21 protein-coding genes and 1 pseudogene are annotated in these 25,638 nt (G+C 59.4%); 8 read left to right on the top strand and 14 right to left on the bottom strand.

The features are described from left to right. Positions 1-137: 137 nt before the first annotated feature. On the bottom strand, positions 138-1,577 hold the full coding sequence (gene hydA, locus ACN1C3_RS08145; RefSeq protein ID WP_419115299.1) for a dihydropyrimidinase: 1,440 nt from the start codon (positions 1,575-1,577) through the stop codon (positions 138-140). A 637-nt stretch (positions 1,578-2,214) separates the two neighbouring features. Between hydA and ACN1C3_RS08140 the strand changes: the two genes are divergently transcribed. Together ACN1C3_RS08140 and ACN1C3_RS08135 are read left to right on the top strand one after the other, a co-directional pair. Then, entirely contained in the window at positions 2,215-3,702 is a 1,488-nt protein-coding gene (locus ACN1C3_RS08140) for an NCS1 family nucleobase:cation symporter-1 (protein ID WP_419115298.1), read from the top strand. Between the two features lie 179 nt (positions 3,703-3,881). Further along, a complete protein-coding gene (locus tag ACN1C3_RS08135) occupies positions 3,882-5,162 on the top strand; it encodes a Zn-dependent hydrolase (protein WP_419115297.1) in 1,281 nt (426 codons plus the stop codon). 88 nt (positions 5,163-5,250) lie between these two features. Here ACN1C3_RS08135 and ACN1C3_RS08130 read toward each other — a convergent pair whose 3' ends face one another. The 5 genes and pseudogenes from ACN1C3_RS08130 to ACN1C3_RS08110 all read right to left on the bottom strand — a co-directional run bounded on the left by ACN1C3_RS08130 (position 5,251) and on the right by ACN1C3_RS08110 (position 10,066). Further along, positions 5,251-6,366, bottom strand: a complete 1,116-nt coding sequence (locus ACN1C3_RS08130) for a Gfo/Idh/MocA family protein (protein WP_419115296.1) — start codon at positions 6,364-6,366, stop codon at positions 5,251-5,253. Between the two features lie 153 nt (positions 6,367-6,519). Continuing rightward, the gene (locus ACN1C3_RS08125) at positions 6,520-6,921 is read right to left on the bottom strand and encodes an ester cyclase (RefSeq protein ID WP_419115295.1); all 402 of its coding nucleotides are present in this window, start codon (positions 6,919-6,921) and stop codon (positions 6,520-6,522) included. A 79-nt stretch (positions 6,922-7,000) separates the two neighbouring features. Further along, complete coding sequence (locus ACN1C3_RS08120; RefSeq protein ID WP_419115294.1) at positions 7,001-7,759, bottom strand: SDR family oxidoreductase; 759 nt, start codon at positions 7,757-7,759, stop codon at positions 7,001-7,003. Between the two features lie 180 nt (positions 7,760-7,939). Further along, positions 7,940-8,845, bottom strand: coding sequence for a LysR family transcriptional regulator (locus ACN1C3_RS08115; protein ID WP_419115293.1), 906 nt, complete (start codon positions 8,843-8,845; stop codon positions 7,940-7,942). Between the two features lie 121 nt (positions 8,846-8,966). Further along, a pseudogene (locus ACN1C3_RS08110) lies at positions 8,967-10,066 on the bottom strand (alkene reductase). A 145-nt stretch (positions 10,067-10,211) separates the two neighbouring features. Between ACN1C3_RS08110 and ACN1C3_RS08105 the strand changes: the two are divergent. Continuing rightward, positions 10,212-11,096: a LysR family transcriptional regulator gene (locus ACN1C3_RS08105; protein ID WP_419115292.1), complete on the top strand. Its 885-nt coding sequence runs from the start codon at positions 10,212-10,214 to the stop codon at positions 11,094-11,096. Here ACN1C3_RS08105 and ACN1C3_RS08100 read toward each other — a convergent pair. After that, positions 11,062-12,288, bottom strand: a complete 1,227-nt coding sequence (locus ACN1C3_RS08100; protein WP_419115291.1) for an MFS transporter — start codon at positions 12,286-12,288, stop codon at positions 11,062-11,064. The genes ACN1C3_RS08105 and ACN1C3_RS08100 overlap by 35 nt on opposite strands. A 171-nt stretch (positions 12,289-12,459) precedes the next feature. Next, the gene (gene ahr / locus ACN1C3_RS08095; protein WP_419115290.1) at positions 12,460-13,485 is read right to left on the bottom strand and encodes an NADPH-dependent aldehyde reductase Ahr; all 1,026 of its coding nucleotides are present in this window, start codon (positions 13,483-13,485) and stop codon (positions 12,460-12,462) included. Positions 13,486-13,740: 255 nt separating this feature from the next. Between ahr and ACN1C3_RS08090 the strand changes: the two genes are divergently transcribed. The 3 genes from ACN1C3_RS08090 to ACN1C3_RS08080 are packed head-to-tail and all read left to right on the top strand — an operon-like array spanning position 13,741 to position 16,781. Next, the gene (locus ACN1C3_RS08090) at positions 13,741-15,060 is read left to right on the top strand and encodes an MFS transporter (RefSeq protein WP_419115289.1); all 1,320 of its coding nucleotides are present in this window, start codon (positions 13,741-13,743) and stop codon (positions 15,058-15,060) included. Between the two features lie 25 nt (positions 15,061-15,085). After that, positions 15,086-15,838 (top strand): Asp/Glu racemase, encoded by a 753-nt coding sequence (locus ACN1C3_RS08085; protein ID WP_419115288.1) that lies wholly within the window; start codon positions 15,086-15,088, stop codon positions 15,836-15,838. A gap of 58 nt (positions 15,839-15,896) precedes the next feature. Further along, a complete protein-coding gene (locus ACN1C3_RS08080) occupies positions 15,897-16,781 on the top strand; it encodes a LysR family transcriptional regulator (RefSeq protein WP_419115287.1) in 885 nt (294 codons plus the stop codon). Between the two features lie 97 nt (positions 16,782-16,878). Here ACN1C3_RS08080 and ACN1C3_RS08075 read toward each other — a convergent pair whose 3' ends face one another. The 6 genes from ACN1C3_RS08075 to ACN1C3_RS08050 all read right to left on the bottom strand — a co-directional run bounded on the left by ACN1C3_RS08075 (position 16,879) and on the right by ACN1C3_RS08050 (position 21,958). Further along, positions 16,879-17,646, bottom strand: a complete 768-nt coding sequence (locus ACN1C3_RS08075; RefSeq protein WP_419115286.1) for an SDR family oxidoreductase — start codon at positions 17,644-17,646, stop codon at positions 16,879-16,881. Between the two features lie 38 nt (positions 17,647-17,684). Continuing rightward, on the bottom strand, positions 17,685-18,752 hold the full coding sequence (locus ACN1C3_RS08070; RefSeq protein WP_419115285.1) for a phosphotransferase family protein: 1,068 nt from the start codon (positions 18,750-18,752) through the stop codon (positions 17,685-17,687). 159 nt (positions 18,753-18,911) lie between these two features. After that, entirely contained in the window at positions 18,912-19,862 is a 951-nt protein-coding gene (locus tag ACN1C3_RS08065) for a 2-hydroxyacid dehydrogenase (protein ID WP_419115284.1), read from the bottom strand. Positions 19,863-20,187: 325 nt separating this feature from the next. Continuing rightward, positions 20,188-20,730: a cysteine hydrolase family protein gene (locus ACN1C3_RS08060; RefSeq protein WP_419115283.1), complete on the bottom strand. Its 543-nt coding sequence runs from the start codon at positions 20,728-20,730 to the stop codon at positions 20,188-20,190. A gap of 207 nt (positions 20,731-20,937) precedes the next feature. Further along, positions 20,938-21,525 carry a TetR/AcrR family transcriptional regulator gene (locus ACN1C3_RS08055; RefSeq protein WP_419115282.1) on the bottom strand — a complete coding sequence of 196 codons (588 nt, stop codon included), beginning with the start codon at positions 21,523-21,525 and terminating at the stop codon, positions 20,938-20,940. 49 nt (positions 21,526-21,574) lie between these two features. Continuing rightward, complete coding sequence (locus ACN1C3_RS08050; RefSeq protein ID WP_419115281.1) at positions 21,575-21,958, bottom strand: tautomerase family protein; 384 nt, start codon at positions 21,956-21,958, stop codon at positions 21,575-21,577. Between the two features lie 262 nt (positions 21,959-22,220). Between ACN1C3_RS08050 and ACN1C3_RS08045 the strand changes: the two genes are divergently transcribed. Both ACN1C3_RS08045 and ACN1C3_RS08040 read left to right on the top strand, forming a co-directional pair. After that, positions 22,221-23,501 carry a serine/threonine transporter gene (locus ACN1C3_RS08045; protein ID WP_419115280.1) on the top strand — a complete coding sequence of 427 codons (1,281 nt, stop codon included), beginning with the start codon at positions 22,221-22,223 and terminating at the stop codon, positions 23,499-23,501. Positions 23,502-23,984: 483 nt separating this feature from the next. Then, positions 23,985-25,586 (top strand): SulP family inorganic anion transporter, encoded by a 1,602-nt coding sequence (locus ACN1C3_RS08040; RefSeq protein ID WP_419115551.1) that lies wholly within the window; start codon positions 23,985-23,987, stop codon positions 25,584-25,586. The last annotated feature ends 52 nt before the right edge of the window (positions 25,587-25,638 follow it).

Raw genomic sequence — 25,638 nt, 5'->3', positions numbered from 1 at the left:
GTTTTTGAGGTACTGCCTCTAATGGGCATTGGATTTTTGTCGCCAGTGATGACGCTTTCGCGGGCAAGCCCGCTCCCACATTTCGATCGCAGTCCCCTGTGGGAGCGAGCTTGCTCGCGATAGGCCGAAGGCCGCTTTCAGCGTTTCACAGCAACCGGCTTGTGCAACTCAGCCCGCTTACTCAGCAGATCGAACACCGCCGGGTAGGCCGGCCGCTCGATATAACGCCCGGCGCCGCGTTCGGCCCGCAGGTCGCCGTCGACCCAGACCAGCCGACCCTGGCTGATGGTATGGCTGGGCACGCCGCGCACGGTCTTGCCTTCGAAGATGTTGAAGTCGACCTGCTGGTGATGGGTCTTGGCCGAAATGGTCCGGGTGCCTTCCGGGTCCCAGAGCACCAGGTCGGCATCGGCACCGACGCGGATCGAGCCTTTACGCGGATACAGGTTGAAAATCTTTGCGGTGTTGGTGGAGGTCAGGCCAACGAAATCCTGCATCGACAGCCGCCCAGTGTTCACGCCTTCATGCCAGAGCACGGCCATGCGGTCTTCGATACCGGCAGTGCCGTTGGGGATCTTGCTGAAGTCGTCACGGCCGGCGGCTTTCTGCTCGGCGCAGAAACAGCAATGGTCGGTGGCGGTGGTGTGCAGGTTGCCCGATTGCAGGCCATGCCAAAGTGCTTCTTGATGGCCGCGAGGGCGGAAGGGTGGGCTCATCACATAACCGGCGGCGGTTTGCCAATCCGGGTGCTGGTACACGCTGTCGTCCAGCAGCAGGTGCCCGGCCAGAACTTCGCCGTAGACCGGCTGGCCTTTGCTGCGGGCGTAGGTGATTTCATCCAGCGCCTCGCGGGTCGAGACGTGGACCAGATACAGCGGCGTACCGAGGGTTTCGGCGATCCGGATAGCGCGGCTTGCGGCTTCGCCTTCAACCTGAGAGGGCCGCGACAATGGATGGGCTTCGGGGCCAGTGATGCCCTGGGCCATCAGTTTGCGTTGCAGGTGAAAGACCAGCTCGCCGTTCTCCGCGTGCACCGTGGGTATGGCGCCCAGCTCCAGACAGCGCTCGAAACTGGCCACGAGCGTATCGTCAGCGGCCATGATCGCGTTTTTGTAAGCCATGAAATGCTTGAAGCTGTTCACCCCATGGTGGTTGACCAGCTCGGCCATTTCCTCGCGAACCTGCTCGCTCCACCAGGTGATGGCGACGTGAAAGCCGTAGTCCGCGGCGGACTTTTCGGCCCATCCGCGCCACTGATGAAAAGCCTCCATCAATGATTGCTGCGGATTGGGAATCACGAAGTCGATGATCGAGGTGGTGCCGCCTGCGAGCCCGGCTGCCGTGCCGCTGAAAAAGTCCTCACTGGCGACAGTGCCCATAAAGGGCAGTTGCATGTGGGTATGGGGATCGATGCCGCCCGGCATCAGGTACTGACCACTGCCATCGAGCACTTCTACGTCTGCCGGAACATCCAGGTTGTTGCCGATGGCCTGGATCAAGCCGTCAGCACACAGCACATCAGCGCGGTAACTTTCATCATGGGTAACAACGGTGGCACCACGGATCAACAGCGACATTGCGAGTTCCTCACAGGCCTGACCGGCTAATGCCAGTTCTTGATGTTGTAGTTGCGGCAGCCTGTAGGAAGTTGTATTCCTGTCAACGCTGTCAGGAATAGACGCTAGCTGGTGTTATTGGATTGAGCAAATTTATTTTTTATAAGCTTATATTCAATATAACCAATTGATTTATAAGTAATTAATTATGAAATCACCAAAATGGTGAGGCCTCTCACCATTTTGACGCACTTGACAGGATCCAAATATGGTCAAGATTTCTTATGTGAAATCAGCTGCTTGAGCTATGCCTATGAGCGTGTGGAATCATTTGAAAAAAGAGTGATGCACCAGATTGAGTCCTGACTGTTTGGATAACGTGTCTGGCATTCGGCCTGAGTGTCGGAACACCTACCGAAGGGCTCGGTAATGCTTTTAATAAAACTGATAAACATCAGTGAGTTGTATGAACTGTACGGATTGGATGGGCAAGCACGCGGGAGAGTCGGCACGTTTATTGAGTGCCGCTGCTAGCAAGCTGGCCGATCCGTATGAGTCGTGTTGGACGTGCAAGTACTCCGGCCATCGTTTCGGTTCGCGGCTTAATCCGCCAGCCAACCCGATGAGCAAAAATAATCAAAAGAACAGTGGAGCGGACATGCAACAGATCAGATCACAGGTGACCGAGCGCAACGGCTTGTACGAGCTTCAAGCCGGCAGCGATGTACTCGACAGTCCCCGTTACAACCACGACATCGCGCCGACCAAGGTGCATGAACGCACCTGGAACAAATGGCACATCACGGCGCTCTGGATCGGCATGTCGGTCTGTGTGCCGACCTACACCCTCGGCGGGGTGCTGACCGCGTACTTCGGGCTGTCGGTCGGTGAGGCACTGCTGGCGATTCTGTTCGCCAATATCATCGTATTGATCCCCTTGACCCTTAATGCCTTCGCCGGCACCAAGTACGGCATTCCGTTTCCGGTGTTGCTGCGTTCGTCGTTCGGGGTGATCGGTTCCAACGTGCCGTGTTTGATTCGGGCGCTGGTAGCGTGCGGCTGGTTTGGCATCCAGACGATGTTTGGCGGCCTGGCCATTCACTTGTTTCTCGGCTCGGTGTTCGAGGGCTGGAAAGCCCTTGGCGGCACCGGCGAGGTGATCGGTTTCATGATGTTCTGGGTACTCAACCTGTGGGTGGTGCTGCGCGGGGCGGAATCGATCAAGTGGCTGGAAACCCTGTCTGCGCCGCTGCTGGTATTGGTGGGCGCAGGTCTGTTGATCTGGGCCTTGCCGAATGTCTCGTTGACTGAGTTGATGGCGCAACCGCCGAAACGTCCTGAAGGCGCTGGCGTGACCAGCTACTTCATGGCTGGGCTGACCGCCATGGTCGGGTTTTGGGCGACGTTGTCGCTGAACATTCCTGACTTCAGCCGCTACGCGAAAAGCCAGAAAGACCAGATCCTTGGGCAGATTTTCGGTTTACCGCTGACCATGTTCCTGTTCGCTGCGCTGGGTGTGGTGATGACCGCGGCTTCAGCCAAGCTGGTTGGGGTGACGGTCTCCGATCCGGTGACCCTGATCGGTCATATTCAAAGCCCCGTCTGGGTGGCGCTGGCCATGGCCTTGATCATCATCGCGACCCTGTCCACCAACACTGCGGCGAACATTGTTTCGCCGACCAACGACTTCCAGAACATTGCGCCCAAGTTGATCAACCGGACCAAAGCGGTGATGTTCACCGGGCTGGTGGGCCTGGCATTGATGGCCCATGAACTGCTGAAGAAACTCGGTTTGCTGGTTTCTGATATCAGCCTGGAAACCGTTTATTCGAACTGGTTGCTGGGCTATTCCAGCCTGCTGGGACCGATCGCTGGGATCATGGTGGTGGACTATTTCCTGATCAAGAAACAGCAACTCGACCTGGCGGGCCTGTACCGCGATGACGTGTACCCGGCATGGAACTGGAACGGCTTTATCGCCTTCGCAATCCCGGTGGCGCTGACCGTGCTGTCGTTGGGCAGTGACGCCTTTAGTTGGTTTTACAGCTATGGCTGGTTCACCGGCTCGGCGCTGGGCGGCTTGTTGTATTACGGATTGTGCTTGATGGGTCGTAGCAACACGGCGGTGGCCAAAACGACGGTGTGATGGCCAAAAAGCTTCGCGGGCAAGTCGGATCGCCGCACCGCCGCTCCCACAGGTATTGCACCGTCCATGTGGGAGCGGGCTTGCCCGCGAAGACGGCCTTACAAACATAGAAGATTTGAGTGAGAGCCAAGATCCCGGATTCGCCTGAGAAAACCAATAAATTGCCTGAGGAGATCAACATGAACGCTGCCCTTGACGTTCTGCAGTCCACCCATCAGCACATTAATCGCGACCGTCTGTGGCAGTCGCTAATGGAACTGGCCAAACTCGGCGCCACGGTCAAGGGCGGTGTCTGTCGCCTGGCCCTGACCGACCTCGATCGCCAGGCTCGCGACATCTTTGTGCAATGGTGCGAGGAGGCTGGCTGCACCGTGAGCATCGACGCCGTCGGCAATATCTTCGCCCGTCGCGCCGGGCGCAATCCGGAACTGCCACCGGTGATGACCGGCAGCCATATCGACACCCAGCCCACGGGTGGCAAATTCGACGGTTGCTTTGGCGTGTTGGCCGGAGTGGAAGTGCTGCGCACGCTCAATGACCTGGGCATCGAAACCGAAGCGCCGCTGGAAGTGGTGGTCTGGACCAACGAAGAAGGCTCGCGGTTTGCCCCATGCATGATGGGCTCCGGGGTGTTCGCCGAGAAATTCACCCTGGAAGAAACCCTGGCCAAGACCGATGCCGCAGGCGTGACCGTCGGCGAAGCGCTGAACGCCATTGGCTATGCCGGTAGTCGCAAGGTCAGCGGCCATGCCGTCGGCGCTTATTTCGAAGCGCATATCGAGCAAGGACCGATCCTTGAGGATGAGCGCAAAACCATTGGCGTGGTGATGGGCGCGTTGGGGCAAAAGTGGTTCGATCTCAAACTCAAGGGCGTTGAAGCCCATGCCGGTCCAACCCCGATGCACCTGCGCAAGGACGCGTTGGTCGGCGCTGCGGTGATAGTTTCTGCCGTCAACCGCGTCGCGTTGGGTCATCAGCCTCATGCTTGCGGCACGGTCGGTTGTCTGCAAGCCTATCCCGGCTCGCGCAACGTGATTCCCGGCGAAGTGCGCATGACGCTGGATTTCCGTCATCTCGAACCCGCGCGGCTGGACTCGATGATCGACGAGGTCAAACACGTGATCGACACCACCTGCGAGGAGCACGGCCTGAGCTTCGAACTGACGCCGACCGCCGATTTCCCACCGCTGTATTTCGACAAGGGCTGCGTCGATGCCGTGCGCAGTGCCGCGCAGGGACTGGGCCTGTCACACATGGACATCGTCAGTGGCGCCGGGCATGACGCGATCTTCCTCGCCGAATTGGGCCCGGCCGGGATGATCTTCGTGCCGTGTGAAGGCGGCATCAGCCACAACGAAATCGAAAACGCCGCGCCGGACGATCTGGCGGCCGGTTGCGCGGTGTTGTTGCGGGCGATGTTGGCGGCATCGCAAGCGATTGCCAGCACGTTGGCAGCGTGACGCAAGTGGTTACCAAGACCTGAAGCGATTGGCGGGTGGGATTTGAAGCCGTGGTGTGCTTCGAAGCCCACCGCGCCAGCGCGCTCAGTTAGACCTCATCCACCTTGACCCAACGCTGCTCCAGCGCGGCCAACCGAATGGCCGTCGCCAGGCGTTCCACTTCCCAGGCTTCTTCAAAGTCGGTCCCTTGCGAACCTTGCCCGGCCAGCGCCATGATCAGCCCGTGCACCTCCAGGGTTTTCAACTCGTTGTACCCCAACTGATGCCCCGGCGCCGGACTGAAGGCGGCGTAACCCGGCAGGGAAGGGCCGGCCAGTAACCGCTGAAAACCATCCTGACCCGCGCGGCACAGGCGTAACTCATTCAAGCGTTCCTGATCGAACGCCAGCGTGCCGCGAGTGCCACTGATTTCGAAGCTCAGATGATTTTTGTAGCCATGCTTGAGCCAACTGCTGCTGAACGTGCCGCGCGCACCGTTGGCGAAACGCAGCAGGGCATGGGCCTGATCATCGACTGCGATGCTGCGCTGATCGTGGCTCCCAGTGGTGGCAGGACGTTGCCGATGCACGGTCTGGGTGTCGGCACACACGGCTTCCACCTCACCCACCAGATACCGAGCCATCGCCAGCAAGTGACTGCCCAGATCCGCCAGTGCGCCACCAGCATGTTGCGCTTCGCAGCGCCACGACCAGGGTGATTGCGGATCGGCCATGAAGTCTTCGCTGAACTCGCCCTGAAAACTGATGATCTCGCCGAGTTCACCGCTCTGAATCAAGTCACGGGCCAGGCCGATGATCGGGTTGTGCTGGTAGTTGTAGCCGACCCGTGTCACCACGCCCGCAGCCTTGGCGGCGCGGCGCATCTGGTCGGCCTGTTCGAGGCTGACGGCCAGTGGTTTTTCGCAGTACACCGGTTTGCCCGCGGCCAGGGCGGCCATGGCCATGGGGTAGTGCAGGTGGTTGGGGGTAGTGATGGCTACGACGTTGACCTTTGGGTCGTCGATGAGTTGTTGCCAGTCGCTGTGGGCTTTTTCGAAGCCCCAGGCGTTGGCGCAGTGTGTGGCGCGTTGGCTGTCGGCGTCGGCCAGGGCGGCCAGATGCAGGTGTATGGGGAGTTCGAAGACTGCACTGACGTTGCGAAAGGCGAGGGCGTGGGCGCGGCCCATGAAGCCTGTGCCGATCAAGCCGATTCCGAGTTCGCGCATCGTTGGGGTCCTTTTGGATTTTTGTTTTCGGGGTGCGTATTTATGGAATAAAAATTCTTAATGTTCAATAGGTAGAATAAATATTCATTATTTATAAGCGAGGTTTTCTCGCGATGGCAGCCTGACAGCGACCGAGTGGTTGTTCGGGGGGCGTCAGCCCGGGAAGTGATCGCCGAACATGGGATGGCCGCCGGCGGAGCTTTCGCGCGTCGCCTCGTCCTGGATGACGTCCCAATGTTCAACCATCACGCCGTCCTCGAGGCGCAGGATGTCGACCACGACCCAATTAGCCGACTGGCCGAGGCCAGAGAACCGGCCGTGCAGCATGACGAAATCGCCTTGCGCCACAGCGAGCTGGCATTCGTAACGCAGGTCGACCGGCCCGGCGGCGACCAGACCGAACAGGCCCTCGCGACCTGGGGGCACATGAGCACTGTGTTGGATATAGGAGGGCGACCAGAAGTGCTCGGCCGCAGCCAAATCCTTGCGATTGAATAGGGTTTCGAAGCCTTCGAGAACGATGGCCTTGTTCTCGTCTGGTGTGCGTGCGGTCATAGTCCTGGTCCTGTTAGCAATGTGAGGGGCAGGCGACCGCAGGGGCCGCCTGATGTTGCCAGTTCTGACATAGTCGCGGTCAGCCCAAAGCCGGCCCGGCTGCGATCATGTCGTTGAACTGATTGACCCACGCATGCTCGTTCGGGCTGGGGTTGGCACGCATAGTCTCGGCGGGAGAGACGAGGACTTCGTCCACGCCGCTCTCGAACTGCGTCATCGCTTCAGTAATGAACTGGTCGAGAGGAATAGCGCGCTCTTCCTCGCTGCTATCGAGCAGTTCGGTGCGTACCCAAGGCGGCGCGATTTCGACCAGTTGGATGCCATGTCCGCGCAGCAGGTAGCGCTGTGACAACGTGTAGGAATGGAGCGCTGCCTTGGTCGCCGAATAGACCGCCGTCACTGCCATCGGCACGAAGCCGAGAACGGAGGAGACGTTGACGATCACCGCATCAGGCTGTGCCTTCAGATGCTCGACCAGAGCCGAGGTCATGCGGATCGGGCCGAGCAGGTTAGTGGTGACGGTCGACAGCGCGAGCGCATCGTCCACTGGCCTGTCGGCGTGATCCACCATCATGATGCCGGCATTATTGATCAGCACATTCACCTCCGGGTAAGTGGAGATGAGCGTCTGCGCTGCCGCCTGGATGCTGCCCGGATCGGTAATGTCGAGCTCAATGGCGGCCATGCCGGGATTGGCGTCGAGCGTCTCCTGCAGCCGTTCCTTGCGCCGGCCAGAGATGATCACTTTATTGCCGAGCGTGTGGAAGGCTTCGGCCAAGCCTCGGCCAATGCCGGAGCCGCCGCCGGTGATGAAGATAGTATTGCCGGTCATACGCATGACACTTCTCCTTGATTGATGAAGTAAGGGCGTCCAGCGCGCCGCTCGGATGAAAAGGTCGACCGATGCGTCGTGCGGGATGACGGCACTAAATTTGGCAGCTGCGGCGGGATCAGAGTAGCCACTCTTTTTCGCTATCTTCTATGCAAGGGATGCATAGGCAATGCTGGTGGCATCAATCTACAAGCTCGACCTGTCGCTGCTTTCGGCGAGGAGACTGGCTACAAGATGCTCGATCAAGGCGCGACCGGCACTGCGGGTACGCGAGCCATGGGGAAAGTAGGCATGAACAGGTACGGATTCGGTCTCCCAGTCGGTGAGCAGTGGGACAAGTTCACCACTTTCCAGCTCCCGCCGGCACGCCCATGCCGTTGTCGACGTGATTCCCAACCCAGCGGCTGCGGCTGCGACAGCCCCCTCATTTTCATCGGTCGAGAAGTGCGCCTCGAGCTGAATGGTCCTGGTCTCTCCATTGCGTTTGAACATCCAACCGCTCGGGACAGTCGAGGCTGGACCCGCGATGATTCGATGTGATTGCAGGTCCTCCGGTATGGTCGGTTCTCCAGCGGTACGCAGATAGGACGGTGAGGCGAGAATAAACCTGGAGATCGTCATGATCTGGCGGCTCGTTGCGCTGGAATCCACCAGCCGTCCCAGTCGTATCGCAACATCGATATTTTCGCGCACCAAGTCCTGCCAATGATCGGCGAGCAGGACCTGGATATGAAGGTTGGGGTGTATCGCTGCGAACGGCGCTATACGCGGAATGATTTCCCTGACGCCTATGCTGGTTGGCATGCTGATCCGGACGACGCCTCGCAGCTCTCCACCCTCGCGCACGCTCTGCTCTGCTGCTTCCACCGCCGCAAGGATGGGCTCCATGCGTGACAGAAAATCTGCCCCCGCCTCAGTGGGCACGACTGCGCGTGTCGATCTCGCCAAAAGCAGGGTGCCGAGATCGGCTTCGAGTTCGGCAACAATCCTGGAGACCTGGGATTGAGAAAGACCCATTTCGCGTGCCGCGGCCGAAAAACTGCCCAGTCGCGCCACCCTTGTGAAAAGCCTGTAGGAGAAAAGGTCCTTCATATGGCTGGCACCTCCCATCAGCCAGAATACGCCTTTGGCCCGCCAGGCCCCGTTGCTGAGGTGAGTCAGGTTTTCTGGACAGCTGGGGCACTATGGCCCCAGTTGCCGGCGATGCAGAGTATCAGGCAGCTTCGGTGTAGAAAGGATAGTCCGTGTAACCCACCTGCGTGCCACCGAAGAAGCTCTCGCGGTCGTACGGGTTCAGCGGCCAGCCGTTGCGCAGGCGCTCTGGCAAGTCAGGGTTGGCGATGAAGTGGCGGCCAAAGGCGACCAGATCTGCATCGCCTGCCTCCAGGATCGCCTTGGCCGATTCACCGGAGAAACCGCCCGCTGCGATAAGGGTGCCCTTGTAGTGCTGGCGGATGAGTTGGGACGCCACCGGATTCTGGTCCCGGCTCTCGTCCTCGGCGACACCCAGGATGCGCGGCTCGATCAGATGCAGATAGGCGAGGTCCAGCTTGTCCAGCTCGCGCGCGACATAGGTGAACAGGCCAACGGGGTCGCTGTCGGACATATCGCCGAAATTGCCGCTCGGCCCCAGACGCACCGCCACCCGATTGCTGCCCCAGACGGAGATCACAGCCTCTACCGCTTCCAGCAGGAACCGGCTGCGGTTCTCGAACGAGCCACCGTAGATATCCGTACGTTTGTTGCTGCCGTCCTGCAGGAATTGATCGAACAGGTAGCCGTTGGCCGAGTGCAACTCCACGCCGTCGAATCCGGCAGCGATACCGCGTTCGGCCGCGGCGCGGAAGCTTTCTACCAGCCCGCGGATTTCAGCGATGGTCAGTTCGCGCGGCGGGCTGCCGGGGGTCCAGCCGGTCTCGGTGAAGGCCAGGCCGCCGTGGTCCACGACGGAAGGGGCCACCGGCTGGGCGCCGTCCGGCTGCAGCAGGCTATTGGACTGGCGCCCGCATGGTAGAGCTGCAGGAAGATTTTGCCGCCCTTGGCATGGACTGCGTCGGTCACCAGCTTCCAGCCGGCGATCTGGCTGTCGTCATACAGACCGGGAGCACCGAGGTAGCCATTGCCATTGGGTGCGGCGATAGTGGCTTCGCCGATCAGCAGGCCACCGGCGGTGGTACGCTGGGCGTAGTACTCGGCCATCAACTGGCCAGGGATGGCGCCCGGCTCGGCACGCATGCGGGTAAGTGGCGCTAACACGATGCGGTGGGCAATATGATAAGGGCCTATTTGGATGTTCGTATGCAGCTTGGACATGTCTTCGATACCTGTCAGTGGTGGGATGTGCGCACTGTAGGCGTACGACGGTTGAAGAAAAATATCCCGCGATGCCGAACATTTCGGATGGTTTTTCCGTAATCCCGCCTTGTTGGTGGGGCACTACCGGGGCAGGCAGGAAGTGATGGAAAGTCTCAGTGGCATTTCAATGTTCGTGCAAGTTGCCGAAACGCGCAGCTTTACCGAGGCCGGCCGGCAGCTGGGGGTGTCGTCATCGACCGTGGGCAAAACCATCGCTCGGATGGAAGAGCGCTTGCATGTACGGCTGTTTCATCGCAGCACACGCAGTATCACGCTGACTGCCGAGGGGACCCTGTTCCTTGAGCGATGCCGCCGCATCCTCAGCGAGGTCACCGCTGCCGAGTCCGAGCTGTCAGGCCTGGCTGGCAGCCCGCGTGGGCGGCTTCGCGTGGGCACTCCTCTACTGGGCGACCTGATGATGCCGGCCTTTGACGGGTTCATGGAGCGGTATCCGGAAGTCGAACTGGATATCGATTATTGCGACCGCATGGTCGATGTGATCGAGGAGGGGTTCGACGCGGTGATTCGGACCGGCGAGCAAACCGATTCTCGCTTGGCCGCGCGCCGCTTGGGTTCCTGCGCACATGTGCTGGTGGCGTCACCCACGTACCTCAAGCGCCATGGTGTACCCACTTATCCGCGTGAACTGGAACGCCATTTCTGCCTGCAACACAAATTCCCCGCAACGGGAAAGCTGGAGCGTTGGCCGCTGCGGCTCGAAACCTCCGAGGCTGAACTGGTGCTGCCCGCCACGATGACGTCGAACACGATCGAGCCTCTTGCCTATGCCGCAATCCAGGGCAGGGGCATTGCCTTTCTGCCTACTTTCCTGGTGCGCGAAGCATTGGAAAACGGGCAGCTGGTAACGGTGCTGGACGACTACATCGACCGCCAGGTCGTCTTCTGGATGCTGTGGCCAGCCAGCCGCTATGCCTCGCCCAGGCTACGCGTTTTTATTGACTACATGAGTGCGCACTTGCGCATCTGACTCCGCAAGCCAGGCGGCCGTTGGCATAGGCCAAGGTCAAGGCCGCCGCCGCGCAGAGGGCACTGACAAAGCCAAGGTTGGCTAACGAGCTGTAGCGCAAAGTCAGGGAGCCGAGACCCGCACCCAGTGAGAAACCGAGGTACATAAAGGAGGCATTGAGCGACAACACCACCGGCGCGCTCGCAACGCCCGCCACACCGACCAGCGTGGTTTGCTGGGCAGGATAAAAAGCCCAGTGCGCCACGCCCCAGGCGGCGATGGCGAGGACGATCGGCACAACCACGAACTGTTTGCCGACAAAGTGCGGCGCCAGTGACAAGACGATGAAGGCGGTAGTGGATGCCGCCAACGCTGGCAGGATCACTGCGCGCGGACCTCTGCGGTCTACCGCTGGGCCGCTGATGGCCAGGCCGATTGCGGCTGAAACACCCCAGCCAAACAGCACGAAACCTATCGCCGGGCCATTTATGAGGGTGGTGGATTCCAAAAACGGAGCGAGGTAGGTGTAAGTGGTGTAGCTGGCCATCGCCCACAACGTAGTGATCAGCAGCGTACGCAATACCGCTGGCTGAGCCGCGGTTGAAACACGCTGGCGCAGGCTGGCAGTGGCGAGTCCGGCCCCTATCTCGCGTGGAAGTCCTATTAGCAAACCGGCAACAGCCAACGCGGAAATGATCGCGACGCTGCCGAACGTGGCGCGCCAGCCCATTGCCGCACCCAGCACGGTGCCCGCCGGAACACCGAGGGCGATGGCGAGCGACAGGCCTCCGTTGACGATGGCGATGGCGCGACCACGCTGCTCGGGTGGCACGACCACGCTGGCCAGCGCATTCGCACCGGGTACATAAACCGCCGCCGCGAGTGCTAACACCATTCGCGCGGCCATCAACGACCAGTAACCGCTGGCCGCAAAGGCCAGCAGATTGGCAGCCGCAAATAACGCCATGGCGCCGATCAACAGCCTGCGCCGATTCAGATGCCCTGTCAGCGCAGCAAGCACCGGAGAGCCCAGTGCATAGGCCAGTGCAAATACGGTGACCAACTGGCCCGCCACGCCGACGCTAACGTCAAGATCCTTCGCCATGCCGGGAAGCAGGCCAGCAATCATGAAGCTTTCGGTACCGACGGCAAAAGTGCCCACAGCCAGCCAGTACAGCGGCCGTTTGCCTTTGATGAATTGGGTTGAGTCCATGGTATTCCCGCTGCGGAAAAGTTGATGGACCTAGTGTAGGAATAGAGAGGGTCGGGAAAAATGCGTTAGAGGTCCGAACATTTCGGACGTCGATGTCCGCAATCGAGCATTTCGGCGCGTTGAGCGAACCAGCAGGTCCGTGCCTGCGGCGTTACCCGACGCGCCAGTCTGTCATTTGCTCGCGTCCAGCACGACGCGGTAGCGCGCCTTGCCACTGCGCAGGTGATCGATGGCTTCGTTGACCCGGCTCATGGGAAAGTGCTCGACCTGCGGCAGGATCTGATGACGTGCGCAGAATTCCAGCATGGTCGCCGTGGTACCGGGGGAGCCGACCGGCGAGGCGGACAAGGCCTTTTGTTGGGGAAGCAGGTCGAACACATGCACTGGAATAGCGCCGGGCACTGCGCCAACAAAATGCAGGCGACCCTTGCCGCGCAGGATTGCGAGCATGGCTGGCCAGTCGAGGTCGGCGTTGGCGGTCACCAGGAGAAAGTCCAGGGTGCCGGCAATGGACTTCAGCGCGTTACTGTCGGTCGAGGCGACTACGTTGTGCGCGCCCAGGCGCCTGGCTTCGTCCTGCTTGCTCAACGACGAGGTAAAGGCTGTGACTTCGCAGCCCCAGGCGTTGAGGAAGCGTAGTGCCAGATGACCGAGCCCGCCGATTCCCACCACACCGACCCGGTCAGTGGGCTTGACGTCGAATTCCACTAGCGCGTTGAACACCGTCGAGCCGGCGCAGAACAGTGGTCCGGCCATGGCCGGGTCGAGTCCGTTCGGTATTGGAAGAGCCCAGGCCCAGTGCGAACGCAGGCGGTCGGCGAAGCCTCCGTTGCTGCCGATTATGGTGGGTTGGACTGTGCTGCATAACTGGTGGGAGCCTCCGATACACGAGGAGCAATGCATGCAACTGCCCTTGTACCAACCAATGCCCACCCGTTGTCCCACTGCGAGGCCACGCGCCTGTGCGCCCACTCGCACGATACTGCCGACCACCTCGTGGCCGGGGATAAAGGGGTAATGGCTCAGGCCCCATTCGTTATCGATAATCGACTGGTCGGAGTGACAGACGCCGCAGTACTCCACTGCGACTTCTACCTCTTCTTCCCCCAATGGACCGGGATCGTAGCTATAGCGCTCCAGTGGAGCGCCGGCCGCCGTTGCGGCCCAGCCGGTGAAAAGTTCGGTGCTATCGCTCATTGGATACCTCCAGATCAGGAGACAGGGGCTATGGCCGCTCAGACGCTGCGGCGGAACCTGAAAAGTGTAGCGTGCCGCTTGCAGTCGTCTCTGTTGTAGCCATCGCCATCCGCGATGGCAAGCTCGCCAATGCCTGATATACGACGCCCTTTTCCCCTCCTAACATCGGTCGCATATGACCATTCGCTCGCCGATCGCTTTCGTCGGCGCACGAGTTCCCAAAAATAATAAGTTGAGTCCCATGAGGTTTAACCCATGAAAACCCTAGCTGCCAGATCTGCGGCCAGTGCCCCTTTAGTCGATGGAGGCGGTCAACTGACCGCCAGCCAGCGTTACGTTACGTTGGGTGGCTCCTGGGCCGCCTGGTTGTTTGATGCTCTGGACGCGACCATCTTCGGCTTTGTGCTGCTGGCGATCGCCAAGACCTTCTCCGTTGGCCTGGGCGATATCGTCTCCACCGTTGCCTGGTTTCTGCTGGCGACCGGTATTGGCGGTTTCTTCCTCGGTAATGTTTCCGACAAGATCGGCCGCAAGAAAACCATGATGCTGTCGGTGTTCGTCTACGGTACCGGCACCTTGCTCTGCGCTTTTGCCGACAGCCTTTGGCAACTCAATCTGTTCCGCTTCTGCGTCGGCATCGCCGTGGGGGGGTTGTGGTCCGCCGCTGCAGCGCTGGTTTCGGAGATCTGGCCACCGGCCGGTCGCGCCAAGGCGTTTGCGGTGATGCAGACCGGTTGGTCGGGTGGTGGTCTTCTGGCGGCGATTTTCGCCTGGAGTTTCCTGGACGGCGGCAACCCCGAGTCCTGGCGGACGTTGTTCATCTATGCCTCGATCCCGGCCTATTTCACCCTGGTGTTCATCTGGCTGTTCGTCAAGGAGTCGCCGGTATGGCTGGCCAACCGCGAATACATGAGCCGCAACACCGACAAAGGCCGATTGATGGAAATTTTCCGTCCGCAGTACCTGAAGCTGACGATGCTGGGCCTGAGCATTTCGGTGCTGGGCATGTACGGCTACTGGATCATCACCACCTTCATGCCGGCTTATCTGCAGAACATTCTGAACGTACGCATCGATCAAGCACCGGTGTTCGTCATCTGGATCGGCATCGGCGCCACCATCGGTTATCTGGCCTACGGCTACCTGGCGGAAAGCATCGGTCGACGCTTGTCGTTCGCGATCTTCTTTGGCGGTATGGCGATCATGGTGCCCGTGTTTGCCTACTCGGCGACCTTGATGCCATTGACCGACGGCAAGCTGCTGTTCACCACTCAGAACGTCATCACCCTCGGTTCGCTGGCCGCGCTGATGGGTTTCTTCACCGGATATTTCAGTGGCTTCGGCGCCTGGTACTCAGAGTTGTTCCCGACCAGCATCCGTTCTACTGCGTCGGGTTTTTGCTTCAACTTCGGGCGGGTCGGCGCCATTGCCGGCATCAAGCTGGTACCCATCTTGATCCCGCTCATCGGCTTCACCGCCACCATTTCTCTTGCCTCCGTTTCCTACGTCATCGCCGCCGTCATGGTGTTCACGCTGCAGGAAACCAAAGGCGTTCAACTCACCAGCGGCAACTGATCTGCACTGTTCAGAGGACAAACCCATGAAAAACTTCCGAATCGGCCAAATCGTACCCAGCTCCAACACGACGATGGAAACCGAAATCCCGGCGATGCTGACTTCGCGTTACTCGCTGTTTCCAGAAGAGCGTTTCACCTTCCACTCCTCGCGCATGCGCATGATGCACGTCAGCCCCGAGGAGCTGAAAAAGATGGATATCGACAGTGACCGCTGCGCGCTGGAGCTGAGTGACGCGCGGGTTGATGTCATGGCCTACGCCTGCCTGGTGGCGATCATGTGCCAGGGCGCGGGCTATCACAAAGTTTCGCAAGAGCGTCTGAGCAAAACCGTTGCCTCTAACAAGTCGACCTCTCCGGTTCTCAGCTCCGCAGGTGCGCTGATCGATAGCCTGAACATGCTCGATTACAAGAAAGTCTCGATCATCACTCCGTACATGAAACCGCTGACCCAGCAGGTCATCGACTACATTGAGGCGGCTGGAATCGAAGTGGTCGACTCCATTAGTCTGGAGGTGTCCGACAACCTCGAAGTCGGTCGTCTGGACCCGATGAATCTGGTGGCCCACGCCGACAAGCTGAATATCGGACAGGCCGACGGAGTGGTGCTGTCGTGCTGTGTACAGATGCCTTCGCTGCCAGCGATCCAGGTCGTACAGGATCGCCTCGACAAACCGGTGCTGTCGGCGTCGGTCGCTACCGTTTATCAGATGCTGAAAACCCTCGGCCTCAAGGCTCAGGTGCCGAACGCCGGCCATCTGTTGTCCGGAGCATTCTGAGCCGATGCCTGAGGAGGTACTATGCTGGCCATTCAGGCCAGCAAACCTGGTACCTCACATGAAACTCGATCCGGTCTCGTTGCGACTCTTCGTCAGCGTCGTCGAAGAAGGCACCATAGCTGCCGCTGCCAAGCGCGAACACATCGCTGCGGCGGCGGTCAGCAAGCGGCTCAGCGAACTGGAAGAACTGCTCGACTCGAAACTGCTCAACCGCACCAACAAAGGCATTTCTGCGACCGACGCCGGCCTGTCGCTGTTGTTCATGGCTCGCAGTGCCCTGAACAACCTCAACGAAATCGTCGTTCAGATGCGCGAATACTCCTACGGCCGTCGTGGCTCGGTGCATGTCCAGGCCAACATCTCCGCCATCACCCAATTCATGCCCGGCTTGATCAAGTCGTTCATGGAGTTGTACCCGCTGATCAACGTCAGCCTCGAAGAAAAGCAAAGTCTGGCCATCACCAAAGCGGTAGCCGAAAACCGCGCCGACATCGGCATCTTCACGCGTCTGCCGCATGGCGCCGACATCGAGGTCTTCCCGTTTCGCACTGATCGGCTGGTGTTGCTGGTGCCCAACGGAGATCCGCTGGCCGCACGCCAATCAGTCAAATTCAGCGAAACCCTGGAACACGAATACATTGCCTTGCGCAGCGGCACTCACCTCAACTTTCAGTTGATCAAGGCCGCCAACGACCTGGGGCGCTCACTGAAAATCCGTATGGAAGTCTCCAGCTACGACGCGCTGTGCCTGATGGTTCAGGCCGGAGTGGGCATTGGCATCATGCCTGAGGGGAGTGCGCGGATTTACAAAATGGACGGGGCGAAGGTGGTCAGGCTGGATGAGGCGTGGGCGTCCCGCGAACTCAGCTTGTGCGTAAGGTCGCGAGAGGCGTTGTCGGTCGCTGCGGGATTGTTTTTGGGGCATCTGCTCGAAGGGGAGTGAGCGTCATCAGTCTCGGTGGTTCGAAAGCAAAATGGCCACTTCCGGAAAAACAAAAGGCAGCCTGGATGGCTGCCTCACATTCACCAGAAACACTGAATCAGGACAAAAACCCACCATCCACATTCAGCGAAACCCCAGTGGTATAGCTCGAAGCATCACTGGCCAAATACAACACCGCCCCGGCCATCTCACTCGGCGCAGCCACTCGCTTGAGCGGAATCTGCTGCAGCGCGGTATTGAGAATCGCGTCATTCTTCACCAGCGCCGAAGCAAACTTGGTGTCAGTCAGCCCCGGCAGCAACGCATTGCAGCGGATGCCGAACTGCGCGCACTCCTTGGCAAAGACCTTGGTCATATTGATCACTGCAGCCTTGGTCACCGAGTAGATGCCCTGGAAGATGCCCGGCGAGATGCCGTTGATCGAAGCGACGTTGATGATGCTGCCGCCACCGTTCTCGCGCATCAGCTTGCCGGCTTCCACCGACATGAAAAAGTAACCGCGAATGTTCACATCGACGGTTTTCTGGAATGCGCCGAGGTCAGTATCCAGTACGTTGCAGAACTGCGGGTTGGTCGCCGCGTTGTTGACCAGAATATCCAGACGCCCGAACTGCTCGCGAATCCCGGCGAAGACTTGGGTGATCTGGTCCATTTCACCGATGTGGCAGGCGACCGCCGTGGCTTTGCCGCCATCGGCGATGATCGCGTCGGCAACAGGCTGGCAACCGTCGAGTTTGCGGCTCGAGACGATCACGTGGGCACCTTGCTGGGCCAACAGTTTGGCGATGGCTTCACCGATACCGCGGCTGGCGCCGGAAACGAAAGCGATCTTGCCGTCGAGGTCGAACAACTGAGTCTTAGACATGGTTTTTCCTTGTTGTATGCCAGGCGCTGGGCGCGCAGTCAGAGGCTGGATTTGTGGATGACTTGCAGGCTCATGTGCTCCAGCAGTGTGTTCATGTGAATGAACTGCGCGAAGCGTTTGTCCTGGGTCTGGCCATGGAAGAAGCGGTAGTAGATCTGCTGCACGATACCGGCCAGGCGGAACAGCCCGTAGGTGTAGTAGAAGTCGAAGTTGTCGATTTGGAGCCCTGCGCGTTCGGCGTAGTAATCGACGAACTGGCGGCGGGTCAACATGCCGGGCGCATGGCTCGGCTGGCGGCGCATCAGTTGTACGGGAGCCGGGTCGCCGGCTTCGATCCAGTAGGCGAGGGTGTTGCCCAGGTCCATCAGCGGATCGCCCAGGGTGGTCAGTTCCCAGTCCAGCACGCCGATGATCTGCATCGGGTTGTTCGGGTCGAGGATCACGTTGTCGAAGCGATAGTCGTTGTGCACGATGCTTGAGGTCGGATGATCGGCGGGCATCTTGTCATTGAGCCAGGCTTTGACCGCTTCCCAGCTGGGTGCATCGGGGGTCAGCGCCTTGTCGTAGCGATCGCTCCAGCCACGAATCTGTCGCTGGACATAACCTTCAGGCTTGCCCAGATCGGCCAGGCCACAGGCTTTGTAGTCGACCCGATGCAGTTCGACGAATTTGTCGATGAAGCTCTTGCACAACGCTTCGGTCTTCTGCGCATCAAGGCCCAGTTCCGGCGGCAGGTCGGAACGCAGGATGATGCCCTTGACCCGCTCCATCACGTAGAACTCGGCGCCGATCACCGACTCGTCGGTGCAGTGCACATAGGCTTTCGGGCAATACGGGAAGCCGTCTTTGAGCTGATTGAGAATGCGATATTCACGGCCCATGTCGTGGGCGGATTTGGCTTTATGGCCGAACGGCGGTCGACGCAGGACGAACTCCTGCTCGGGGTATTCCAGCAGGTAGGTCAGATTCGAAGCACCACCCGGAAACTGGCTGATCTGCGGCGTTCCGCTCAAGCCTGGAATGTGCGCCTTGAGGTACGGGTCGATGAGGTTGACATCGAGTTCTTCGCCGGAGCGGATGCGGGTGGACTGGTCAGTAAGCGCCATGCTTATCCCTTCTGCTTATTTTTAAGGGCCATCATCATTGGCTAATCTAATGCGCCCACCCGGAGCCCACAACCACAGCAAGCCTTTATAGGTGAGCGTGTTGCCGGACAATCATTGCTTTTGATACAAACGTTTGAAAGCCCAATGCGTCACCCCCGATCATTTCGCGAGCGGTAGCTCAATTGGCGTCAACAACGGGCGACCGGAGAAATAGGCCAGAAGGTTCTTGCCCACCAACTCAACGGTGCCTCGGGTCGCTTCTGGAGAGAGCCCGGCGACATGCGGCGTGAGGATCACATTGGTCAGCACCTTGAGCGCTTCCGGCACTTGCGGCTCGGCATCGAATACGTCCAGTGCAGCACCGGCGATCCGGCGTTGCTCCAACGCCGTGATCAGATCAGCGGTGACAATGACGCTGGCCCGAGCAATGTTGACGATAAAGCCGTTAGGACCCAGCGCGCTCAGCACCTGTTTGTTGATCAAATGGTGTGTGCCCGGACCGCCAGGGGTAGCGATGATCAGAAAGTCAGAGGCCCGGGCCAGTTCGGCGGGGGTCGAACAAAAGCTATAGGGCACGTCGCTGCGCAACTGACGATTGTGATAGCTCACCGTCATGTCGAAGCCGTTGGCGGCGCGTTTGGCGATGGCCATGCCGACAGCACCAAGGCCGAGAATGCCCAGGCGTTTGCCAGCGAGTGACGGGCGCATGATTTTCGGCCACTCACCGCGCCGGACCGCCGCATCCGCTCGAGGGATGTCACGCACCAGGGACAGCAGCAACGCCATGGCGTGGTCGGCCACCGACGAAGCGTTCACTCCAGCGCCGTTGGTCACGCGGATGCCCCGGTTGCTGGCGGCTTGCAGGTCGACATGTTCATAGCCAGCACCGATCACGCAAATGATTTCCAGATGCGGCAGGGCGGCGATTTCTTCAGCGTACAACCCAAGGGGACCGCGGGTCAGCACGGCCTTTATCTGTCCGGCGTGAGTCTTTATGGCCTGAGCCCGCTCGGCGGGTGTAGGCGCCAGAATCAGGTGAAAACCGCTTTTTTCGAGGATCGGCAGGTAGTCGTTAATGGTTTCAACCAGTACCAGAACGGTGACGGGCATACTGCGCTCCTAAGGATTTCAATCGATGGATTTGCCGAAGCTTTAAATAGTGCGCTGCCCATCCCCAGGACATTGTTGAAGAAGACCCAAGATTGCTGGCTCGGGAAATGTTTGACAAGGGTAGTTGGCGCGGCGCGGTGTGGGTTGAAAGATCGCAGCTTATCGAAACAGGTGTCCCCCGCAACCCCGGCGCGTTTAGAGGTCAGGTGCAAGATCAAAAGATCGCAGGCTGCGCCAGCTCCTACAGGGGGATCGGTGTTCACCCATCGGTCGGCGTAGGAGCTGCAGCCACGCTGCGATCTTTTAGCGGCTGGCACTTATCCCGTCAGAATTGAACATCTGCCGTGTTCAGCAGTTTCACGAAAGCCCCGCCAAGCGTCGCATTGTGGTGTTCGATGATCGCTGCCGCCGGCAGCGCTGGCGTGTTCATACAGGTATGGGCGTCCGCTACCAGGGTTGGTTGAAACCCCAGTTCGACGGCAACACGGCAAGTAGTGTCGATGCAGAACTGGGTTTTCATGCCGACGATGACCAACTCATTGATCCCGCCCGCTGTCAGCTGATCGGTCAGAGGGGTGCCGAAAAAGCAGCTGGGTCTGGTTTTATCGAACAGCGTGTCAACGCTCGAGTCCAGTTCAAGGGTGGGCAGCAGTTGCCACAATGGATTCCCGGAGGCGATGGGCGAACCTTGAGGGCCGGTATGCCTCACCGCAAAAATGGGCGCGCCGGTCAGGCGAGCTTTGCTGATCAGTTGATTGATGTTGGCCAGAACGCGTTCCCCGTCATGGGGTTTTTCCGGTCCATCGAATAGCCCGACCTGCATATCGATGATCAACAGAGCGGGGTGTTTGGCGCTGAGTGATGGCATGGTGTTTCTCCTTGTGTGCCAGATGGACGGAGAAACAAAAGGCCCCGTCCATTGCTGGCGGGGCCTTGGGTTCACTGCGCGATGTTCAATCCACGTAACGACCACACGACCCGCCGTAGGCGGTCGTGGTGGTACGGGTGAGAATGAGCGCGAAAATGTTCATGGGCCGATCATGCTGTTGGCTGTCGAAGCTTGTCAACGCTACCGTCAGCGCTGCGCCATCAGAAACGTCCGGGCGGCGTCGAGGATTTCATCGGACAACGACTCGCCGCGAGTGGCCCGCGCCAGGGTCAAAGCGCCGACCAACAGCGAGTACTGCACCAGCGCGGCTTGTCGGTCGGTGTCGGGGTTGTCGGATTCCATCAGCGAGGAGAAGGTCTGCAGCAGTGTTTCCAGGCCTTGTGTATAGGTCTGATGCAGCCCGCTTTCGCAGGCTTCGTGGCACATGTCGCCGGCGAAGGCCGCCACCGGACAGCTTTCTCCAGGATTATCGCGATTGGCGGGTGACAAGTAGGGCTCGACGATGGCCCGTCGCGCAGTATGTTTGTCGGTGCTTTCGTCGATTTTGACCTGCCAGCGCTGCGCCGATTGCTCGAATGCGCGGCCACAGGCCTCCTGCGCCAGCGCTTCCTTGGAATCGAAGTGACCGTAGAAACCACCATGGGTCAGCCCGGCAGCACCCATCACGTCGGCCACGCTGATGCCGTGCAGGCCCCGTTCGCGAAACAGGCGCGTCGCAGCCTCGGCGATGATTTCGCGGTTGAGGTCGGCTTGTTTGCGGGAGACTCGGGGCATCAGTGGCTCACATAAAAGATAAAAGCAGATTCAAGCCGTCATGTTGGGGTCAACCGGCGTACTGAGCAACCCCGTTGCCGAACGACCAATTCTCTTTCTTGACCTCTACCAGGTTGATGAACACATCTTCCAGGCGCACGGCCAGTTCACTGTTGAGGCTTTCGGCGATGGTTGTGTAGAGCAGCTTCTTCTGCTCAAGGCTGCGGCCTTCGTTCAGGGTGATCTGGATGATTACCAGGTTGTCGGTGCGGTTGATGCCCAGGTAGACCGGGTCGTAGATGAAGTGCTGTTCATCGTGCTCGGCGAGGATCTGGAAGTTGTCGTGCTCAGGGACGCCGATGGCGGTGTGCATGGCGTTGTAGATCAGCTTGCCGACCCGTTTCACGTAAGTGGGGTCCTGGTGCTTTTTGATGTCGACACGAACTAAAGGCATGGGATGACTCCGCAGGAGGGTGGCTGTTGAGTGGATCAAAAATACATGTTAAGTAACATTTATAAAATAGATTTCTTTAAAAATCTATTTTTCGAGAGAGACGGCAAAACTGATCCGCATAACCGCTCCTCAGCTAAGTCTTTGCTTCTGTTCATTAATCCCGGAGAATCGCGCCCCTGTTACGGCCGGGGCGCTGCCTGTCAGCTTTTTCTGACTCGCTCCGACTGTGTGGCAAATGACCGGAATGCGGAGATCCGACCGGATGAATGATCAAGCCAATAGCGTCGACGAACGCTATGAAGCGGCTCAACCAGCTAGCCTCAGTAGCTGGAATCGCCATGACACCACCTGGATGCTGGGCCTGTTCGGCACGGCGATCGGTGCGGGTACCCTGTTTTTGCCAATCAACGCCGGCATTGGCGGTTTCTGGCCGCTGTTGATCCTGGCGTTGCTGGCGTTCCCGATGACTTTTTATGCGCACCGTGGCCTGACTCGCTTTGTGCTCTCCGGCCGCGCAGGTGCGGACATCACCGAAGTGGTCGAAGAGCACTTCGGGATCAAGGCGGGCGCAGTGATTACCTTGCTGTATTTTTTCGCGATCTTCCCGATCCTGCTGATCTACAGCGTAGCCCTGACCAACACCGTGGGCAGTTTCCTCGAACATCAGTTGCACATCACGCCGCCACCGCGAGCGATTCTGTCATTCGTGCTGATTATCGGTTTGTTGGCGGTGGTGCGTTGCGGAGAGCAAGCGATCATCAAGGCCATGAGCCTGATGGTCTATCCGTTCATCGTTGCCTTGCTGTTTTTAGCGGTTTTTCTGGTGCCGCACTGGAACGGCGGCATTCTGGCTACCGCCTCCACGCTGCCTGAGCCGTCGGCCCTGCTGCATACCCTGTGGCTGGCGATTCCGGTGATGGTGTTCTCGTTCAACCACTCGCCGATCATCTCGGCGTTTGCAGTGGATCAGAAGCGCAGTTATGGCGCCCATGCCGAAGAGCGCAGCTCACAGATTCTGTCGCGCGCCCACGGCTTGATGGTGGTGATGGTGCTGTTCTTCGTCTTCAGCTGTGTGTTGACCTTGTCACCGGCACAACTGGCCGAAGCCAAGGCGCAGAACCTGTCGATCCTGTCGTACCTGGCCAACCATTTCAGCAACCCGACGATTGCTTTCGCCGCACCGCTGATTGCATTTGTGGCGATCTCCAAGTCGTTCCTGGGCCACTACATTGGCGCCAGCGAAGGCTTGAAGGGCTTGATCGTCAAGAGCGGTCGTCGCCCGACGCCGAAGGCTCTGGATCGCATGACTGCAGCTTTCATGCTGGTGGTGTGCTGGATCGTCGCGACGCTCAACCCGAGCATCCTCGGCATGATCGAGACCCTCGGTGGCCCGATCATCGCGGCGATTCTGTTCCTGATGCCGATGTATGCGATTCGTCGTGTGCCGGCCATGGCTCGGTATCGCGGTCAGGCCTCCAACGTCTTCGTGACGCTGGTAGGGCTGGTGGCGATTTCGGCGTTGATCTATTCGCTCACAGCCTGAACCTGAGCCGGCGGCCAAGGGTCAGTTAAGTTGCAGAAAAACCTGTGGGAGCGGGCTTGCCCGCGAAGAACGATGACGCGTAATGCCTGAAAAACCGCGGTGTTCGCTTCGCGGGCAAGCCCGGCTCCCACAGGTTTCGCACCTTAACTGACCCTTGGCGACGGCCGGTTCAGCGTGTGAACGCTGCCCGGTTGATTGATATCAAGGCCGTATCGCTATTGGCGACTATGCTTGCGGCTTACGGACGCGACGCCGTTCAGTAAGTTTCTCCGGGCTGATTTCCCCCCCAGAGCCGAATCGCCAGTGACCTTGTAACCGATCAGGGTCAGAAACTTCAGGCCAACACCATGAATCTTGCACGCAGTCAGAAGCCCCGTTTCCTGTCGAGCGGGGTCAGTTCGATTGCTGAGTAGTCCGCGCGCCCCAACCTCTGCGCCAGCCCCAGAGCAGGCGGCACCGCCGCAGGCAAGCCGGACGCAGGATCTGCTGGCAGGCTTGTCGATTGCCGGCTTGCTGTTGCCTGAAGCCGTTGCCTATTCGAGCATTGGTGCATTACCGCCTCAGGCCGGGGTCATCGCCTTGTTCGCCGGTTTACTGTGTTACGGGCTGTTCGGTACCAGCCGTTTCGCCATTGTGTCCGCGACATCCTCTTCGGCAGCCGTTCTGGCAGCGGCAACCGCGACGCTTGCCGGTGGCGATTCGGCGCTGCGATTGACGCTGGCAATCGGTCTGGTATTGGTCACCGGGGCGTTCTTTTTACTGGCGGGGCTGTTCAAGCTCGGCAGCGTGACGTCCTTCATTGCCAAGCCCGTGTTGCGCGGGTTCGCTTTAGGGCTGGCGATCACCATCATCCTCAAACAGGTCGCGACGGTTGTTGGCGTGCACCTGACGAACAGCAACCTGATTCGCTTTCTGCCTGAGTTACTGGAGCAATTACCGCGCTGGAACTGGACCGGCGCCGGTGTTGCGGCGGTTGCCCTGGCGCTGTTATGGCTGTTTGCACGGGTCAAACACATGCCGGGAGGACTGTTGGTGGTGATGGTCGGCATCGCGGCCGGTCAGTGGCTGAACCTGCCGGCCTATGGTGTGAATCTGATCGGTGTGATCGACCTGAGCCTGGAAGTCCCACAGTTGCCGGTGTTGCCATTCACTAGCTGGTTGCGCCTCGGTGAGTTGGGCTTTGCCATGGTGATGATCTTGTATGCCGAGTCGTACGGCTCGATCAGTTCTTTTGCCCTCAAACATGGCGATCGGGTGTCTACGAACCGGGATTTGCTGGCGCTGGGGGCGGCCAATCTGCTGTCCGGCCTGTTTCATGGCATGCCGGCGGGCGCTGGCTATTCGGCGACCTCCGCCAATGAAGCAGCAGGTGCCGGTTCACGTCTGGCGGGGGGTGTCGCGGCCTTGGTGGTGCTGGTCATCGTGTTGACCGTGCTGCCATATATTGCCCTGACGCCGGAGCCGGTACTGGCCGCCATCGTCATTCAGGCCCTGGCTCGTGGGCTGAGCCTGGAGCCGCTAGGGCGCTATTTTATCTGGCGCCGCGATCGGTTGCTGGTCATCTGTGCCGTGGTTGCGGTGTTGGTACTCGGCGTGCTGGACGGATTGTTGGTAGCGGTTGCCATCAGCGTGATGCTGATGCTGCGGCAGATGTCCTCGGCGGATATCCAGATCCTTGGGCAAATGGGCGGCGGGCATGATTACGTCGACCTGCAGCGGCATCCTTTGGCCCTGAAAATTCCTGGTGTGCTTATTCTTCGCCCCGGTGAGCCACTGTTTTTCGCCAATGTCGAACGGATCCTGGGCGGGGCGCTCAGGTTGATACGAGACAGTGAGGAGCCGATTCATACGGTGATTCTGAGTCTGGAGGAGTCACCCGACCTGGATGGCACCAGCATCGAGGCGCTGGAGGAATTCTTTGTTCATGTCAGCGTCGAAGGCCGGCGATTGGTGTTGGCACGATTGAAGCACGAGGCCAAAGCAGCATTGTCGGCCTTGCCGGAAACAGAGCGTTTGCAGGTAGTACTCAGTGGTTTGAGTGTGGACGGTGCGGTGCAGCAGGTACTGAAGGCACCGTCTGCATAACGAACGAGTATTAAAAAAAGCCTCATCCGGTTGCGTCTTGCCGCCAGCGGGT

This window comes from Pseudomonas sp. H11T01, from assembly GCF_048515765.1.
GTDB lineage: Bacteria > Pseudomonadota > Gammaproteobacteria > Pseudomonadales > Pseudomonadaceae > Aquipseudomonas.
This window is presented reverse-complemented; position numbering and strand designations above follow the sequence as displayed.